Annotated in this window: 20 protein-coding genes; 11 read left to right on the top strand and 9 right to left on the bottom strand. The window is 32.5% G+C overall.

Translation table 11 applies throughout. The annotated features are described in order from the left end of the window. Positions 1 to 77: 77 nt before the first annotated feature. Positions 78 to 308, bottom strand: a complete 231-nt coding sequence (locus C6990_RS00790; RefSeq protein ID WP_182127849.1) for a hypothetical protein — start codon at positions 306 to 308, stop codon at positions 78 to 80. A gap of 588 nt (positions 309 to 896) precedes the next feature. Between C6990_RS00790 and C6990_RS00785 the strand changes: the two genes are divergently transcribed. The 3 genes from C6990_RS00785 (at position 897) to C6990_RS00775 (ending at position 4,151) form a co-directional block, all read left to right on the top strand. Next, on the top strand, positions 897 to 1,520 hold the full coding sequence (locus C6990_RS00785; RefSeq protein ID WP_182127848.1) for a DsbA family protein: 624 nt from the start codon (positions 897 to 899) through the stop codon (positions 1,518 to 1,520). A 479-nt stretch (positions 1,521 to 1,999) separates the two neighbouring features. Then, the gene (locus C6990_RS00780; protein ID WP_342752454.1) at positions 2,000 to 2,845 is read left to right on the top strand and encodes a PEFG-CTERM sorting domain-containing protein; all 846 of its coding nucleotides are present in this window, start codon (positions 2,000 to 2,002) and stop codon (positions 2,843 to 2,845) included. Between the two features lie 457 nt (positions 2,846 to 3,302). Further along, positions 3,303 to 4,151, top strand: coding sequence for a sulfurtransferase (locus tag C6990_RS00775; RefSeq protein ID WP_182127847.1), 849 nt, complete (start codon positions 3,303 to 3,305; stop codon positions 4,149 to 4,151). Positions 4,152 to 4,158: 7 nt separating this feature from the next. On the opposite strand, the gene C6990_RS00770 is transcribed toward C6990_RS00775, so the two are convergent. Both C6990_RS00770 and C6990_RS00765 read right to left on the bottom strand, forming a co-directional pair. Beyond that, positions 4,159 to 4,719, bottom strand: coding sequence for a DUF192 domain-containing protein (locus tag C6990_RS00770; RefSeq protein WP_182127846.1), 561 nt, complete (start codon positions 4,717 to 4,719; stop codon positions 4,159 to 4,161). 28 nt (positions 4,720 to 4,747) lie between these two features. Beyond that, positions 4,748 to 5,341 carry a protein-disulfide isomerase gene (locus C6990_RS00765; RefSeq protein WP_182127845.1) on the bottom strand — a complete coding sequence of 198 codons (594 nt, stop codon included), beginning with the start codon at positions 5,339 to 5,341 and terminating at the stop codon, positions 4,748 to 4,750. A 175-nt stretch (positions 5,342 to 5,516) separates the two neighbouring features. On the opposite strand from C6990_RS00765, the gene C6990_RS00760 reads away from it, so the two are divergent. The 6 genes from C6990_RS00760 to C6990_RS00735 all read left to right on the top strand — a co-directional run bounded on the left by C6990_RS00760 (position 5,517) and on the right by C6990_RS00735 (position 9,261). Further along, positions 5,517 to 6,023: a hypothetical protein gene (locus tag C6990_RS00760; protein WP_182127844.1), complete on the top strand. Its 507-nt coding sequence runs from the start codon at positions 5,517 to 5,519 to the stop codon at positions 6,021 to 6,023. An 85-nt stretch (positions 6,024 to 6,108) separates the two neighbouring features. Then, the gene (locus tag C6990_RS00755; protein WP_182127843.1) at positions 6,109 to 6,294 is read left to right on the top strand and encodes a hypothetical protein; all 186 of its coding nucleotides are present in this window, start codon (positions 6,109 to 6,111) and stop codon (positions 6,292 to 6,294) included. Beyond that, on the top strand, positions 6,291 to 6,824 hold the full coding sequence (locus C6990_RS00750; RefSeq protein ID WP_182127842.1) for a DsbA family protein: 534 nt from the start codon (positions 6,291 to 6,293) through the stop codon (positions 6,822 to 6,824). The genes C6990_RS00755 and C6990_RS00750 overlap by 4 nt, the downstream gene beginning before the upstream one ends. A 60-nt stretch (positions 6,825 to 6,884) precedes the next feature. Continuing rightward, positions 6,885 to 7,337 carry an AsnC family transcriptional regulator gene (locus tag C6990_RS00745; protein ID WP_255465060.1) on the top strand — a complete coding sequence of 151 codons (453 nt, stop codon included), beginning with the start codon at positions 6,885 to 6,887 and terminating at the stop codon, positions 7,335 to 7,337. A 109-nt stretch (positions 7,338 to 7,446) separates the two neighbouring features. Further along, positions 7,447 to 8,535: a S1C family serine protease gene (locus C6990_RS00740; protein ID WP_255465059.1), complete on the top strand. Its 1,089-nt coding sequence runs from the start codon at positions 7,447 to 7,449 to the stop codon at positions 8,533 to 8,535. A 36-nt stretch (positions 8,536 to 8,571) separates the two neighbouring features. Further along, entirely contained in the window at positions 8,572 to 9,261 is a 690-nt protein-coding gene (locus C6990_RS00735) for a 3D domain-containing protein (protein ID WP_182127840.1), read from the top strand. On the opposite strand, the gene C6990_RS00730 is transcribed toward C6990_RS00735, so the two are convergent. The 6 genes from C6990_RS00730 to C6990_RS00705 all read right to left on the bottom strand — a co-directional run bounded on the left by C6990_RS00730 (position 9,262) and on the right by C6990_RS00705 (position 12,467). After that, entirely contained in the window at positions 9,262 to 9,489 is a 228-nt protein-coding gene (locus C6990_RS00730; protein ID WP_182127839.1) for a glutaredoxin family protein, read from the bottom strand. Then, positions 9,479 to 9,619: a YHS domain-containing protein gene (locus C6990_RS00725; RefSeq protein WP_182127838.1), complete on the bottom strand. Its 141-nt coding sequence runs from the start codon at positions 9,617 to 9,619 to the stop codon at positions 9,479 to 9,481. The genes C6990_RS00730 and C6990_RS00725 overlap by 11 nt, the downstream gene beginning before the upstream one ends. After that, positions 9,616 to 10,611, bottom strand: a complete 996-nt coding sequence (locus C6990_RS00720; protein ID WP_182127837.1) for a cytochrome c biogenesis CcdA family protein — start codon at positions 10,609 to 10,611, stop codon at positions 9,616 to 9,618. The genes C6990_RS00725 and C6990_RS00720 overlap by 4 nt, the downstream gene beginning before the upstream one ends. A gap of 77 nt (positions 10,612 to 10,688) precedes the next feature. Next, on the bottom strand, positions 10,689 to 11,372 hold the full coding sequence (locus tag C6990_RS00715; RefSeq protein WP_182127836.1) for a DsbA family protein: 684 nt from the start codon (positions 11,370 to 11,372) through the stop codon (positions 10,689 to 10,691). 61 nt (positions 11,373 to 11,433) lie between these two features. Continuing rightward, positions 11,434 to 11,895 carry a cupredoxin domain-containing protein gene (locus C6990_RS00710; RefSeq protein ID WP_182127835.1) on the bottom strand — a complete coding sequence of 154 codons (462 nt, stop codon included), beginning with the start codon at positions 11,893 to 11,895 and terminating at the stop codon, positions 11,434 to 11,436. A 350-nt stretch (positions 11,896 to 12,245) separates the two neighbouring features. After that, positions 12,246 to 12,467 (bottom strand): hypothetical protein, encoded by a 222-nt coding sequence (locus tag C6990_RS00705; protein WP_182127834.1) that lies wholly within the window; start codon positions 12,465 to 12,467, stop codon positions 12,246 to 12,248. A gap of 115 nt (positions 12,468 to 12,582) precedes the next feature. Between C6990_RS00705 and C6990_RS00700 the strand changes: the two genes are divergently transcribed. After that, positions 12,583 to 12,801 (top strand): hypothetical protein, encoded by a 219-nt coding sequence (locus C6990_RS00700; protein ID WP_182127833.1) that lies wholly within the window; start codon positions 12,583 to 12,585, stop codon positions 12,799 to 12,801. 260 nt (positions 12,802 to 13,061) lie between these two features. Then, a complete protein-coding gene (locus tag C6990_RS00695; RefSeq protein ID WP_182127832.1) occupies positions 13,062 to 14,021 on the top strand; it encodes a YncE family protein in 960 nt (319 codons plus the stop codon). The last annotated feature ends 71 nt before the right edge of the window (positions 14,022 to 14,092 follow it).

Below are 14,092 nucleotides of genomic sequence, written 5' to 3'. Positions count from 1 at the left end.
AATGTCTCTTAGATTGTGAAATTTGTAATCCAAAGTTTGGTAAAGAATGCAAATGTGATTGTTAGGTTCTAGCACTACTATTTGTCAAGTTCCAATCGTGCAATTTCTACAAACTCTTCAATTGATGCATCACAGATTTCTATGGAGTGATTTTCTTTTAGGCAATTTTCGATTTGAAGTGAAACAAGATCTTGTATTTTTTCTATTCTTTGAGGATCCGATTGCGGGTTATTGATAGAATATGCACTGTATATCACAAAGGATATTACAAATACTAAAACCCCAATTATGATAATTTTAACTGCCATGAATAGATAATTTTTTTATGAACTTAAGAGTTTAGTGTTTAAAAAAACTAAACCCAAGTTCCCTCTATGTTTTTCTATTCTCAGTTAAGGATCTAAATCGTATGCGAATCCTAAATTATATTGCATCCTAGATGTTTCAATCTTGATTGTTGGTGCATAGGCCAACTACTGTAAAATGATTGTTTGTCTGTGAACCAAGAGTTCTGATCTGACTTGATTACGATCTTTGAAAGCTTAATTGTCTCTACAATAAGATGAGAATTAGAAGTGAAAACAAAATGAAATTCCTAATTATTGTCTCAATAGCAATTGTTTGCTCAATAACTGATTGTTGATAGTTTTTTGGTCGAGTCTTCAGATTCAGAAAAATTACAAAATTCAAATAATGAATGTACTAAATATTGACAATATGGATACATCTAGCCGTGATTTGGAAACGTTGGGATAATACATACAATCAACATGGTAGTGAAGAACAAAAACAAAACTGGTTTGATGTAGAACATTAATGATATTGCATTACAATTGTAAACTGAAAATAATAATAAGTTCTAAACCTAATTTTTGATCTTGAAAAGATATTTTGTGGTGATTTTATTAATAATCATCGGATTTGCAACATATGCTGTTTTTCTGACATCATCTAATGTCTCAATTGTAACTAGTAAAAATTTTGGAACCATTACTACGTCGTTAGGTTCTCCATTTTTGGGTTCACCTGTAGCACCCATTACACTGATTGAGTTTGGAAACTATCAATGTATGGAATGTCAAAAATGGTTTCAAGAAACTAGACCATATATAATCGCAAATTATGTTGAACAGGGAAAACTCAATATGATTTTCATAGATACACAACTTACAAAAAATACCCCCTTTGCTTCTTTTGCATCATATTGTGCTAATGATCAAAAACAATACTGGAATTATCATGATGTATTATTTCGTGATTTTGCAGAAGACAAATTTGATGTTGATCGTCTTAAACAATATGCAATAGATCTTAATTTGGATTCCAAATCATTTGAAGAATGTCTAGATTCTAAAAAATATGAAAAAAAGGTAAAATATAGCACATATGAGGCAAAAAAGAATGGAATTAATAAAATCCCAACATTCATAATGATAGATTCAGATGGTAATTATGAAAAAATTGTGGGATTGCAATCCTTATCTATATTTGAAGAAAAGATAAACTTGCTTCAAAATTAATTTAAAATAAATAGTATCAAAAATTGATTGTGTTATTTGCTAATACATTCTGTTTACATTTGTAAATATCCTGATTTATTTATCATAGACTATTTTTTTCAAATGTAAATATTACAATCTAAGTATGTCCATTTCCTAAAATAAACAATGCTGAAAAATACAACCTGTGTGAATGTGTACAAAAAATTCATTAATACTTGTAGGAGATGATAATATAGAATAAACTCAACACTCTCCAAGTTATTTTATCTAATTTAGGAATTACACTTCATTCCAGTGTACAATCAATAGCTTGTGCTGATTAATTTTTTTCCAACAATAATTAATCTCATCATTTCAAAAATTTTTTTTATTTTACACTAGTTAAAACAATACAGCAGTAGTAAATGATCACTACTGCTGAAATGAAGACTATGCAATAAATGCATAATCAGATTACAATGACAAGTTTTTTATGTCTACATAAAAATGTTCAATCAATGAAAATGCAAACAAATATTGTGTTTCTACTTGCAGCTGTTTCTGTATCGGCTATTATGTTAGGTACTCCAACAGCTTTTGCACAAGTAACAATCGAACCTGCTGTAGGTTCTGGCGCACCAGGTTGTGAAGAAACTGCAGATGGATGTTACATTCCAAGTACTGCAACAGTTGATGTTGGTGGTGTCGTAATTATGACAAACACTGATAGTGCAGCACATACATTCACATCAGGAACTCCAGATGGTGGACCTGATGGAATATTTGATACTAGTCTACTAATGGTAGATGGTTCATACGAATGGAGTCCAGATACTGTAGGTGAAGTACCATACTTCTGTATGGTTCATCCTTGGATGCAAGGTTTGATTGTAGTGCAAGAGGCAGGTGCACAACCAGCAACTTCAGCTCCTTACTCACTAGATGACATAATTGCAGAAATTCAAACAAGTGATGGTGTTGCAAATGAAGTAATGACAATTGATCTTACTCTTACTGACTTAGACGGTAATGGTGTAGAACATATTACTTACAACATCAAGGCTTTACAGGATTCTCAAATTGTACTAGATGAGGAAGGACACATGCACAAAGGAACTTTGACAAATAGTCATACTACAACTCCTTTGTCAATGGATGCTTCAGATTCAATGCCTGTAAATATTACCATTGAATCTGTGGGATTTGGTCATGATGAATTGTATGTTACCAGCCCTGGAGAAATCACTACAAAACAAGTAGTACCTGAGTTTGGTACAATTGCTGTCTTGATAATGGTTGTTGCAATCACATCTGTAATTGTAGTATCTGCAAAATCTCGACTAAGTTTAATGCCAAAACTTTAGGCAATACTCTTTTCTTTATTCTTTGTATCTATTTTATCATCAGATAGTAAAAATCTCTATGGACTTATTTTGAAATTTTTATTAGTTTCACAGGCCTAATATCTTTGATACCTCATAGAAGAAGAACAAATTGGAATATTGACTCCCGTATTAATAATTGGGTTTGGACTTGCAGTTGGGATCCAACATGCATTTGAACCAGATCACATATCTGCAATAAGCACTCTCATATCAAAATCTAATCTCAAACAAAAATCAAGAAAATAACTTATCCGAAAATCTGTTTCCAAATCATCAATACTTGGAGCATTTTGGGGTAATGTATCAAATCAGTTTGGTTGGACATCTGTTTAAAATCTAAATTGATAACCTCCTTGAAGAATTTAAATTAATCCTATGTTCAATTTTTGTAATTGTAAAGTATATGAATTAAATATCCACTAACGTTATTTTGATTATGGTTAATTACGCACATCCCGAAGTTTTAGTTGATACTGAATGGGTATCACAAAATCCCCCAAATGAAAATAGAAAATTAGTAGAAGTTGACTATGATCCCGTTAATGGATATCAAAAGGGTCACATTAAAGGCGCAACTCTGATTTGGTGGAAGCGTGACATTAATGATCCTGTTACAAGAGATATAATCGGTAAAAAACAATTTGAGGACTTGATGGCTAAAAATGGAATTACAGCTGATACTGAAGTAATTCTATATGGCGATTTTAACAATTGGTTTGCAGCATTTGTTTTTTGGGTTTTCAAAATTTACGGTCATGAGAATCTCAAAATCATGAATGGTGGAAGAAAGAAATGGGAATTAGAAAATAAAGATTACACAACTGATGAACCACAATTGCCCCCAACAAAATACATTGCACAGCCTCCGGATGAGGGACTAAGAGCTTATCTGTTTGATGTAAGTCGTGCATTAGACAAAGAAGATACTGTGATGGTTGATGTTAGATCTCCTGCAGAATTCACTGGTCAAATTACAGCTCCTCCAGAATATCCAATGGAGCATGCACAAAGGGGTGGACATATTCCTGGAGCAAATAATATTCCCTGGGCAACTGCAGTCAATGATGCTGATGGAACTTTCAAAGCAGTCGAAGAACTAAGACAAAACTATGAACCAAAAGGTGTTACTCCTGATAAAGATGTAATTTGTTATTGCAGAATTGGAGAAAGATCTTCTCACAGCTGGTTTGTGCTAAAATACCTACTTGGATATCCTAAGGTTCGAAACTATGATGGTTCTTGGACTGAATGGGGTAACATGATAGGAAATCCTGTGGAAAAATAAAAACAATTTATTTTTCAGAATTCCACATTACTGAATCTCCAATTTCAATATTGTTCATCATAACAAACCCTGCGTTGACTTCCAGTACATATTTTGAAGGAAGTTTGGAAGGATAACTTGGACAAGTTTCAGTTTTACATGGTTGTACGTTTTCTTTAATGTCAATTATTCTAAAATCAGTATCAATAAACAACATATCTAATGGAATCAGAGTATTCTCCATCCAAAACGATCTCTTCTTTTCACTTTCATACACAAATAACATGCCATTACCCCAGTCTAAATCCTGTCTAAACATTAGTCCCTTGATTTGTTCTTGAAGTTCGTCTGCAATTTCTGCCTCTACCAAAATCATTGAATTTTTTGATTGTATTGATAATATTGCTTTATCTTGAATATATGAAGGACTATTGATTATTTCAGTACAACTTAAAATTCTAATTTTTTTATCTTGAGATGAACAATCAGACATAATTCCAATTTTTAATGATCCAAAAACAATCCCTACAGTAATGATGATAAGTAGAAAAAATTTTCCACGTGATAGATTTAGTTTTTGATAGATCATGATGTATATTAAAACCAAAAAATCCTAATTACTTTTTCAAATTCATATTGTCTGCCATATCTAATTGCGCAGACAGTTCTGCAGAACTTGGATTTCCATATGTAACTAAAATTCTGTTATTTTCATTACCCACATAATCTTGAATGTTATTGATAGGTTCTCTATTTACAAAAAATTGCCAAGAGTTATTTTCATCTGAACAAAACTCATCACCTTCAAAAGAGATACAATTATCATCAAATCGGAATCCAAGAGTTTCTAAAAAGTATCCTACTGGAACACCTGTAGCATGTCTATGAATGGTGTATCCTTCCTGTCCTTCAAAATGCATCAACCTATCGCGTACCTGAAAATCTGTGGTACTGAAATCCATAATCTCTCCATTTATCATTGCCATTATTCCTTGGTGAGAATGTTCACTTCCCAATACGCCTATTCCTGATGGAGGAACTGGGGCATTACTCATGTTTTCAGAAAACACAAAAGCAGAATAGCCTACAATTGCTACGACGGCACCCAGCATACCAAACATGATAATTTTACTCTTTAGTTTTTTGTTAGCTAAATCTCTTACATGATTTTTTCTATTCTGCACTCTTTCTTTTCTTGCCTGTTTTCCCACAGAATTTCTAAAAAAATTTAATATTAAACAATAGTACTTTACAAATGAAAGATTTGAATCAAACAAAGAAACAGTTTTGTGGTTATTGTCCTGAAGACAAATGTTTGTTAGATTGCAAAATATGTAATCCTAAAAAGGATAATAACAGTAACTGTAGTTGTTAGATGTGATGATTTTGCATAAACAAACTCTCAAACTAGTTTATTCTAATATTTCCTCTTGGATAATTTCTAGTTCTTTATTCTCTGTTCTTTTCATATTCATGTTGTCTGCTAGAGATTTCTTATTCTTTGAACCATTTTTTGCGTTCCAGCTTCCTGTAGATTGGATTCTAAGCTTTGTTCTAATCATAATAGTTTCAGGGCTTATTGCACTAGTTACTAGTTTAGCTGTTTTTCAAATGAGTACGATAAAAGTAAATTCTAAGAAGACTGGAACAGGAGTAATCGGTTCTGTGATTGGTGTAGGTGCAGGAATATGTACTAGTTGTGGGCAAATAGGATTTACCATAATCTCAACATTTGGAGTTGTAGGAGCAACATCACTATCATTTCTAACAGAATATGAGATTCCGATTAGATTAATTGCCATAGCAATATTGTCTGGCACATATTTTGTCATGATTAATGGAATCACAAAAGGATGTAAAGTAAATCTGAACAACAATACAATGATGAGATGAAAGATGTTGGAACACTATTCTTAATCAAAAAAACTTTACAATTGTAAAGTCCTGTAATTATATTTCTTGAGAAATTGCATATTGTGTGAAAGATTTTGAATTTATTGAAGATAAAAAATCAGATAACCAAATTACTGTAAACAAGTCAACGTTTAATCGATTAATTATGGCAATTGTTGCAGTAGCTGTTGTTTCTGCATTTTTAGGTGGCTATGTAGTTGGGGGAGAAACAGCAGAACCAAAAGAAGTCATTGTTAGAGAAGCCGTATGAAAGGAAATCCTGATGCATCAATTAGTATTATTGAATTTTCTGACTTTCAATGTCCGTTCTGTGCAAAGTTTCATGAAACAACCCTTCCGCAACTAGAACAAAACTATATTTCCACAGGAAAGGTAAATTTTGTGTACCGAGACTTTCCAATCCAGAGTATTCATCCAAATGCGATTCCTGCTGCACTTGCATCAGAATGTGCTGATGATCAAGGAAAATTCTGGGAGATGCATGATGAGATCTTCAAAAATCAGAGAATATGGCAAGATCTAGAAATTCTGCAATCTGTAGCCCTCTTCAAACAATATGCATCTAATTTGGGACTTGATGAAAATGCTTTTGACTCATGCCTAGATTCTGGAAAATATCTTAATGAGATTACAAATGATCTTAATGATGGTCGTGCATATGGTGTTACTGGAACTCCTGCATTCTTTGTTGGAAATGAAAAAATTGGATTTACACATATTACAGGCGCACAACCATATTCTACATTTCAGAGAGTCATAGATGGACAGCTTAATCAATAATCATGGAATCACACCAATTTGACTTTACAAATGTAAAGTCAAGTTCATAAATATCTAGAGATGGTAAAGATTCTCATGCCACATGAATTAGATGACGTAGATATTGGTATTGTGACATCACTACAACAAGATGGGAGGAAATCATTTAGACAGATTGCAAGAGAACTTAACATTAGCACCCCTACAGTACAAGCTAGATATCAAAGATTACTCAATATAGGATTAATAAAATCAGTTTCTCCTGTAATTGATTCTTCTAATGTTATAGATGGACAAAAGAAACAACTCCAAACATGTGATTGTCATGAGTCTCATGATGTAGATTTAAAATCAGGAATGTCTGTAACTATGAAATGCGATTTGTGTGATGGTCCTATAGGGGATAAACCTCATGTTTACAAATTTGCAAATTTTGAGAGATTTTTCTGTTGCAATACCTGTAAAACTCAATACAAGGAAAAAAACAAAGGACGAATTCAATCTATTATAGAAAAAGATAAAGGAAAAAACTGATTTTACAAATGTAAAATACCATTGTTATCTATCTCATAATTTACAATCTATGTGTATTAGATTGTTTTATTCGGTTAATAATAGATCAAAGATTTTGCTTGGAGGAGTAGTGTTTAGTATTGTTTTGCTGTCTGGAATATCCGTCGTGCTTCTGTCACCAGTTTTAGCACAAGACAATTCCTACTCCTCTGAGAATCTACAAACTACAATTGAATCCTCAAAAGATCTTTCCCTTATTGAAATCTTTGAACGTTCAGAATTTGGTGTAGTGAGTATTACTGTAACAAAAACATCTCCTTCTGGTGGTAATTCTAACAGTGTAGGCTCTGGATTTATCTTTGATAAAGAAGGTCATATTATTACAAACAATCATGTGGTAAAAGACACCAAAAAAATCGATGTGACTTTTATTGATGGAACTTCATATCGTGCAGAGATTATAGGTACAGATCCTTATGCTGATATTGCAGTAATCAAAATAGATGTGAATTCTAAAAAACTCTATCCTATTCCAATAGGAGATTCATCAAAACTCAAGGTAGGGGAGCAGATAGCAGCAATTGGTAATCCATTTGGGTTATCAGGTTCAATGACTTCAGGAATTGTGAGTCAATTAGGAAGGTTACTTCCATCAGGTTCTGGGTTTTCAATTCCTGATGTAATTCAAACAGATACTGCGATTAACCCTGGAAATTCTGGAGGACCGTTACTTAACATGAAAGGAGAAATAGTCGGAGTTAACACTGCAATCTATTCTAATGATGGTAGTTTTTCAGGTGTAGGTTTCTCTATTCCATCAAATGTTATTTTAAAAATTGTGCCTGTATTGATTAAAGAAGGAGAGTTTCAACATCCGTGGGTTGGAATATCTAGTGCAAACATTACTCCTGATCTTGCAGAACTATTGAATCTACAAGATGCAAAAGGAGTTTTAATTATGACTGTAGTAAAAGATAGTCCTGCAGATAAGGCAAATCTTAGAGGTTCATCACAAACTGCTACTGCAGATGGAATAGAGTATATCATAGGTGGAGATATTGTATTGTCAATTGATGGAAAAGAAGTACGAAAGATTGATGATATTTTGACTCATTTACAACGTGAGAAAAATGTTGGTGATACACTAAACCTTGGAATACTACGAGACGGAAAATCAATTAATATAACTTTGACACTTGAAGAAAGACCTGAATCATAATATTTTGGCATTCAAGTATTTTGTAATATTTTTTTCATGGCTTTAATTGTAAACTTTAGCATTGCAAATGCTGAAACTGTAAGTATTCCTAAATGGGTTTTTACAGTACATAATTTTTGGATTGAAGAAAAAATTTCTGATGATGAATTTACTACCATGTTAAACTATCTAGAAAAACAAAATATAGTTGATCTCATTTTGCATAAATCCTATGATGTTAAAACCAACTTTTTACTTAGTATGATGCAAAACCAAGATACCCAACGATTTGTATCTTGTACTGATGGTTGGTATGTAACGGGGTATTTTGTACCTGTAGAGAAAGATTACTCTGATGAATTTATCATAATCAACATTGGTGAAACACAACGAGAATTTCGACAAGATTTTGTTGATGCAATAAAGATAGAAGGTTGGGGAAAAACATTATCTGGAGATTATTTAGGTTGGTATGATAATTCCTTTCACATAAATGAAACTGCATTAGATCAAAATGGACAACCACTTGTTGCAGGTATGATAGCTGTCGATAATACCATAATAGATAGGGAAACTGAATTAATAATCTCTACACTCCCAGAACCGTGGAACGAAATCATTCTTATTTCTGCAGATGAAGGACCTGCAATCAAAGGAAAACATATTGATTTGTTTACAGGAGAAGGAAAACTAGCTGAAAATGAAACTTTTCGTGTTACTGGTTATGATAACAAAGTATGCAAATAGTTATGATAGTTTTTTGAACAATTCTTGTTTTTTTGGAACCCCTGTGAATTCCAGTTTATCATCAATTACAATTCCAGGTGCAGTAAAAATTGGATATTTTTCCAAATATTCTGGTTTTTCTGTAATGTCAATTACATCATATGATACTTTCATTTCATCTAACATTGTTTCAACAACTTTACAATTACCACAAGAAGGTGTTGTTAGAATTTCGATTTTATGACTCATTTTCAAAATGCTCGGGATTGTTTTCAAATGCCCATCTACAACTAGCACAACAGAATCGATATTCCTTTCCTTTGTAAGGAAATACTTCACCTTTCTCCCCAACTTCCATTCCACATACAGGATCTTTCATGCATTCACTCCCCTTATTCTTCTGACTGAACGTACAAAAAGTGGACTAAGGATCAAGACTGCCAACAAAGCACCATAAAATATTTTGAAGTCTCCCTTAACATGTACGTGCTCATGATCATGCTCATCCATCTCAAACTCTGATGGAATTGGAGTCATTTCAATTATACTGTTCCATCCCTGATGGATAAATGTCTCCTCATACCATTCATGACCTTCTGGAAGACCATTAATTATCAAAAAGGCACCAATAACGATCAGCATCCATCCAGAAGCCCTTTCAATTGATTCTCTTTTGAGTGTAAGACTCTTTGTTGCATTGATTCCAATTACTGCAAGAACTGACATCAAAATCAAAGGAATTGCTCTTCCTACTCCATGCACAACTCCTAATGATGCACCTACCTCTATACTTCCAGTCCCTGCAATGTAAATCAAAAGCCAATAAAATAATGGATTAGGACAACCTACTCCTGCATTTCCAAGTAACAATCCCATGAAAAATGATTTTGTATATTCTCCACGATTCTGTATGAACTTTGGAGTTCCTGAATATGACGGCAGTCTAAGAGAAATTATTTTTAGTTGAGATAAACCAAAAACAAAGGCTGCTATTCCTGCAATCAAAAACATTGCAGTTGATGCTTGATCTAATGATGCACTTTGCCCAATTGCAGCAATTGCCATTCCATAAGCTGCTATAGTAATTGTTAGACCTACACCAAAAAGTAATGCCATACTCAAACCTTTCTTGTAACCTTGACCCATACTTAGTGGAACAATAATGAAAACAAGGGGTAATGTACATGGTAGAACAATCATTGATAAACCTGCAACATATGCAATAACAATCCATGAAAGATACGTTGTATGCTCTTTTCCTTCAATTGTAAAAGTTGTTCCAAGCGAAAAAATTATTCCAAGAAAAATTAATGAAAACAATACAAATGCAATCATTACCATTGATTTTTTTGCAATTACAACTGAAGACATACCTCATATTGTTTTAGTTTGATACTTAATTAGTGGACTTTACAAATGTAAGGTACTAATCAAATACCTAATTTTGATTATGACATGGATTCAATTATTTTCTCAAATACTGGATATGGCTGTGGTCCAACAATTTTCTCTTGAATGCCATCAGGACCAACAATGAAAAATGTAGGAGTGCCTGTTACTCCATTTCCCTGTGCCTCATTTGTGTTAAATTGCACACGTTTTTGATATTTTGCCGAATCTAGGCAACTGACAAACAAATCCATATCCAATCCTAAATTGTAGGCGTATCCTTTTAGACTGTCTGAGTTTGCCCAGCCACTGTCAATTGATAATTGATTTGAATACAAAAATCCATGATAATCCCAGTATTTTTCTTGTTCTTCTGCACAGTAAGTTGCTATTGATGCAGGAACCGAATCTTTGCCTAAGAATGCAATATCTACAAAAATCAGTTTTGCTTTTCCTGTTTCAATGTAATTAGTTACAATGTCGGGTTTTGTATCTAGAAACCATTTCTTACAACTAGGACATTGATAATCTCCAAATTCAATTATGGTGATTGATGCATTAGAGGAACCCATAATTGGTGAACCAAGCGAGGTATCAACAGTACCAATTTGTCTATTCATATCAAGATTAATGGATTCTGAATTTGTAGGTATTTGATAAAATAATACCAGTGCTACTAAAACAACTACAATACTTACAGCAAATATAATTTGCTTAGGTTTACTTTTCTTACTCTTTTTCATGTTTGCCATATTTTAAAAATTGAACATACTTAATCTCTGTACTTTACAAATGACAAAGATACTAGAACCTACTCTTTTCTACAGTAATTGTTCCTGTCATCCATGGATGTGGTTGGCAGTGATAAGAAATCACTTGTTCTTCAGTAAATAGAAATTCGTATGTATCGCCTGGCTTTAACACTCCCGTAGATCCAAAGTCTCCGCTATATACGTCAGATTGACGATGATCTGGAGTTACAGTATGAGCAGTATCATCATTATTCTGCCAAATCACTTTGTTTGTGAATCCCAATAAAACAGTAGGTTTGTTTGGAACATAGTTTTCATTTCCTTCAATTACAGCACCAGGAACAATTTCAATGATAAATTCATCTTCAGGATTCAAAATATGTTCAGCCACGGATGGTTTTGCCAAAGATTCAGGAAGGTAAAATGATGTGTAAAATACTACAGTTGCAGACATGCCAATAATTAATGCAAGCATTCCAATCCCATATGCATGACTAGATGTTGGAGTATCCAATATCAAATTTGATGAATTAACATATTTAATGTAAATACTTTACAATTGTAAAAATTATTTCCAATAATGATTTTTTCTTACAAATGTAAACTATATTCGTTAAGTATCTTTTTGATTTACACAATATATGCTTGATAACTTAGCGTTAGATTCAACATGTTATTGAGCAAATAAATTTTGAAGGGATTTTTGATCCTTATCCTAGAAGGGATCTCCCTTCAAATCTATTTTCTTTAGATTTTATCTTTGTAAAATACATGTCTTTAATATTTTTCAATTTATTGTTGGCACATTTAGTTAAAGGCGGGATTAAGTGAAATTTTTGAAGTTACTGTAAACCGACTTCAGAATTAATACCACACACAATTTCTTTCACTCTGAATTTCTTTTCTGGCCTTATTACCTCTAGGTGTGGTTCTTAGTTTTACACTACAGCAAGGACACCGGATACCGAGATATTTTAGAAATTCTTCACATACTGGACATCTCTTCTGTCCAATATTGTATCTGTGTTTACCTTTGTATCCTACAGCTTTGTATTTGATACATACTCCTTTACACACATTTGTCATCTTATTGTTCAACATTTTTGTAGATATTTAACAACTGGACTTTACAGTTGTAATTTTCTCTATTTGTATAAGATATGTTGAAAAATTAAAATGATACTGAAATAAAAAGAAAATGTTGAAATCTCTTACAATGTTTGGAATTTTGATTGTTTTTATTTTTGCAATGGGGATAGTTTCTTCAGCAGAGGCACATCCTCATGCAACCATAGATCTAATGGACTCTCATTCTCATGAAATAGGAGATAAAGGACTTCAAGAAAATTTTCTAATACATACATTTGAGCAAGTAGTATTTTCAATAGTTGATTTTGTTAATGGCATTTTATCTAGATAGAAATTATAAATTAAAAAACTTGGAAAGGGATGTTAATTATTTTATCTCATTATCACCTCCTTCCAAATACTTTTGAATTTTTTGCATCTCTTTACACTGGTCTGATGTTTCAGCATTGTTTGATTTAAGAATATGATATACTTAGATTGGGATCTTTACATTTGAAAAAGTTAGTTTGGGATTATTAAATTCAAGACTTTACATTTGTAAAATCATTCAAATGAATTTTATGTACATGTATTCACATTAAACTAGAATAAATGAAATCTATGCTTGGTGTAACTATTGGAATAATTTTAATCGGTATTGTAGGAATGCTTTATTTGCAAAATAATTTAGATGAGAAGCCTGAAAAAATATTTTTTACATTACAAGGAGATAACACTGTAAATTCTATCCCGAATGAAAATAATTGGATTGCAGGTGAAAAAATGACATATGTTTCTGCAATCAAAAACGGTCTTTTGGTTCTTGCAACAAGTAGTGCAAATGATACTGTTTTTGCGTTTAATGGCGAAACAGGAGAAAGCATAGACACATTTCTAGTTGGGAAAACTCCAAAAGGTGTTAAAATCCGTCCTGATGGTAATTTTGCATTTGTTGCAAATGAAGGATCAGATTCTATTTCTGTAATTAATTTAATCTTGGGAAAAATTCACACTGAAATTCCTGTAGGTAAAACTCCTCACAACATAATTTTCAACCCTTCAAGTGATCTTGCATTTATAACATTACAGGGTGAAGATAAGATTGCAATTGTAGATGCTAAGAAATTTGAATTAATCTCAACAATACCTATAGAAGGACTACCACATAATTTGGATATTTCTCCTAATGGCAAATTTCTTTATGTTACACGGATTGCAACAAACGATGTTGCGGTTGTAAATTTAGAAAATCAACAAATCATTGCAGAAATTCCTGTTAGTGCTGGTCATCACGGAATAGATATATCTCCTGATGGTAATAGAGCATATGTTTCAGGAATTGCAAGTGATGTTATCACAGTTATTGATACACAGTCCTTTGATGTTATTGATCAAATTAAGGTGGGGAATGGTCCTCATGGTCTAAGAACTAATTATGATGGTTCTATACTTTATGTTGCAATATCACAAACAAATGAAATTGTAGAAATTAATACAAACACATTAGAAATTATAAATTCTAGAAAAACAGGTAATGTCCCATTCTGGGTTGCAATACCGGGTAATCCATAAGAAAATAATTATGTGTATAGAGTAAATTTATACATTTAAAATTACTGTAACCAATTCGATTCTATCTTCTT

The sequence above is a fragment of the Nitrosopumilus sp. b3 genome, from assembly GCF_014078525.1.
GTDB lineage: Archaea > Thermoproteota > Nitrososphaeria > Nitrososphaerales > Nitrosopumilaceae > Nitrosopumilus.
This window is presented reverse-complemented; position numbering and strand designations above follow the sequence as displayed.

Coding starts and splice junctions, on each gene's coding strand:
- C6990_RS00705 (WP_182127834.1), bottom strand. CDS start 12,467: ATGACAAATGTGTGTAAAGGAGTATGTATCAAATACAAAGCTGTAGGA.
- C6990_RS00775 (WP_182127847.1), top strand. CDS start 3,303: ATGGTTAATTACGCACATCCCGAAGTTTTAGTTGATACTGAATGGGTA.
- C6990_RS00750 (WP_182127842.1), top strand. CDS start 6,291: ATGAAAGGAAATCCTGATGCATCAATTAGTATTATTGAATTTTCTGAC.
- C6990_RS00770 (WP_182127846.1), bottom strand. CDS start 4,719: ATGATCTATCAAAAACTAAATCTATCACGTGGAAAATTTTTTCTACTT.
- C6990_RS00720 (WP_182127837.1), bottom strand. CDS start 10,611: ATGTCTTCAGTTGTAATTGCAAAAAAATCAATGGTAATGATTGCATTT.
- C6990_RS00745 (WP_255465060.1), top strand. CDS start 6,885: ATGGTAAAGATTCTCATGCCACATGAATTAGATGACGTAGATATTGGT.
- C6990_RS00715 (WP_182127836.1), bottom strand. CDS start 11,372: ATGAAAAAGAGTAAGAAAAGTAAACCTAAGCAAATTATATTTGCTGTA.
- C6990_RS00695 (WP_182127832.1), top strand. CDS start 13,062: ATGAAATCTATGCTTGGTGTAACTATTGGAATAATTTTAATCGGTATT.
- C6990_RS00790 (WP_182127849.1), bottom strand. CDS start 308: ATGGCAGTTAAAATTATCATAATTGGGGTTTTAGTATTTGTAATATCC.
- C6990_RS00730 (WP_182127839.1), bottom strand. CDS start 9,489: ATGAGTCATAAAATCGAAATTCTAACAACACCTTCTTGTGGTAATTGT.
- C6990_RS00725 (WP_182127838.1), bottom strand. CDS start 9,619: ATGAAAGATCCTGTATGTGGAATGGAAGTTGGGGAGAAAGGTGAAGTA.
- C6990_RS00735 (WP_182127840.1), top strand. CDS start 8,572: ATGGCTTTAATTGTAAACTTTAGCATTGCAAATGCTGAAACTGTAAGT.
- C6990_RS00780 (WP_342752454.1), top strand. CDS start 2,000: ATGAAAATGCAAACAAATATTGTGTTTCTACTTGCAGCTGTTTCTGTA.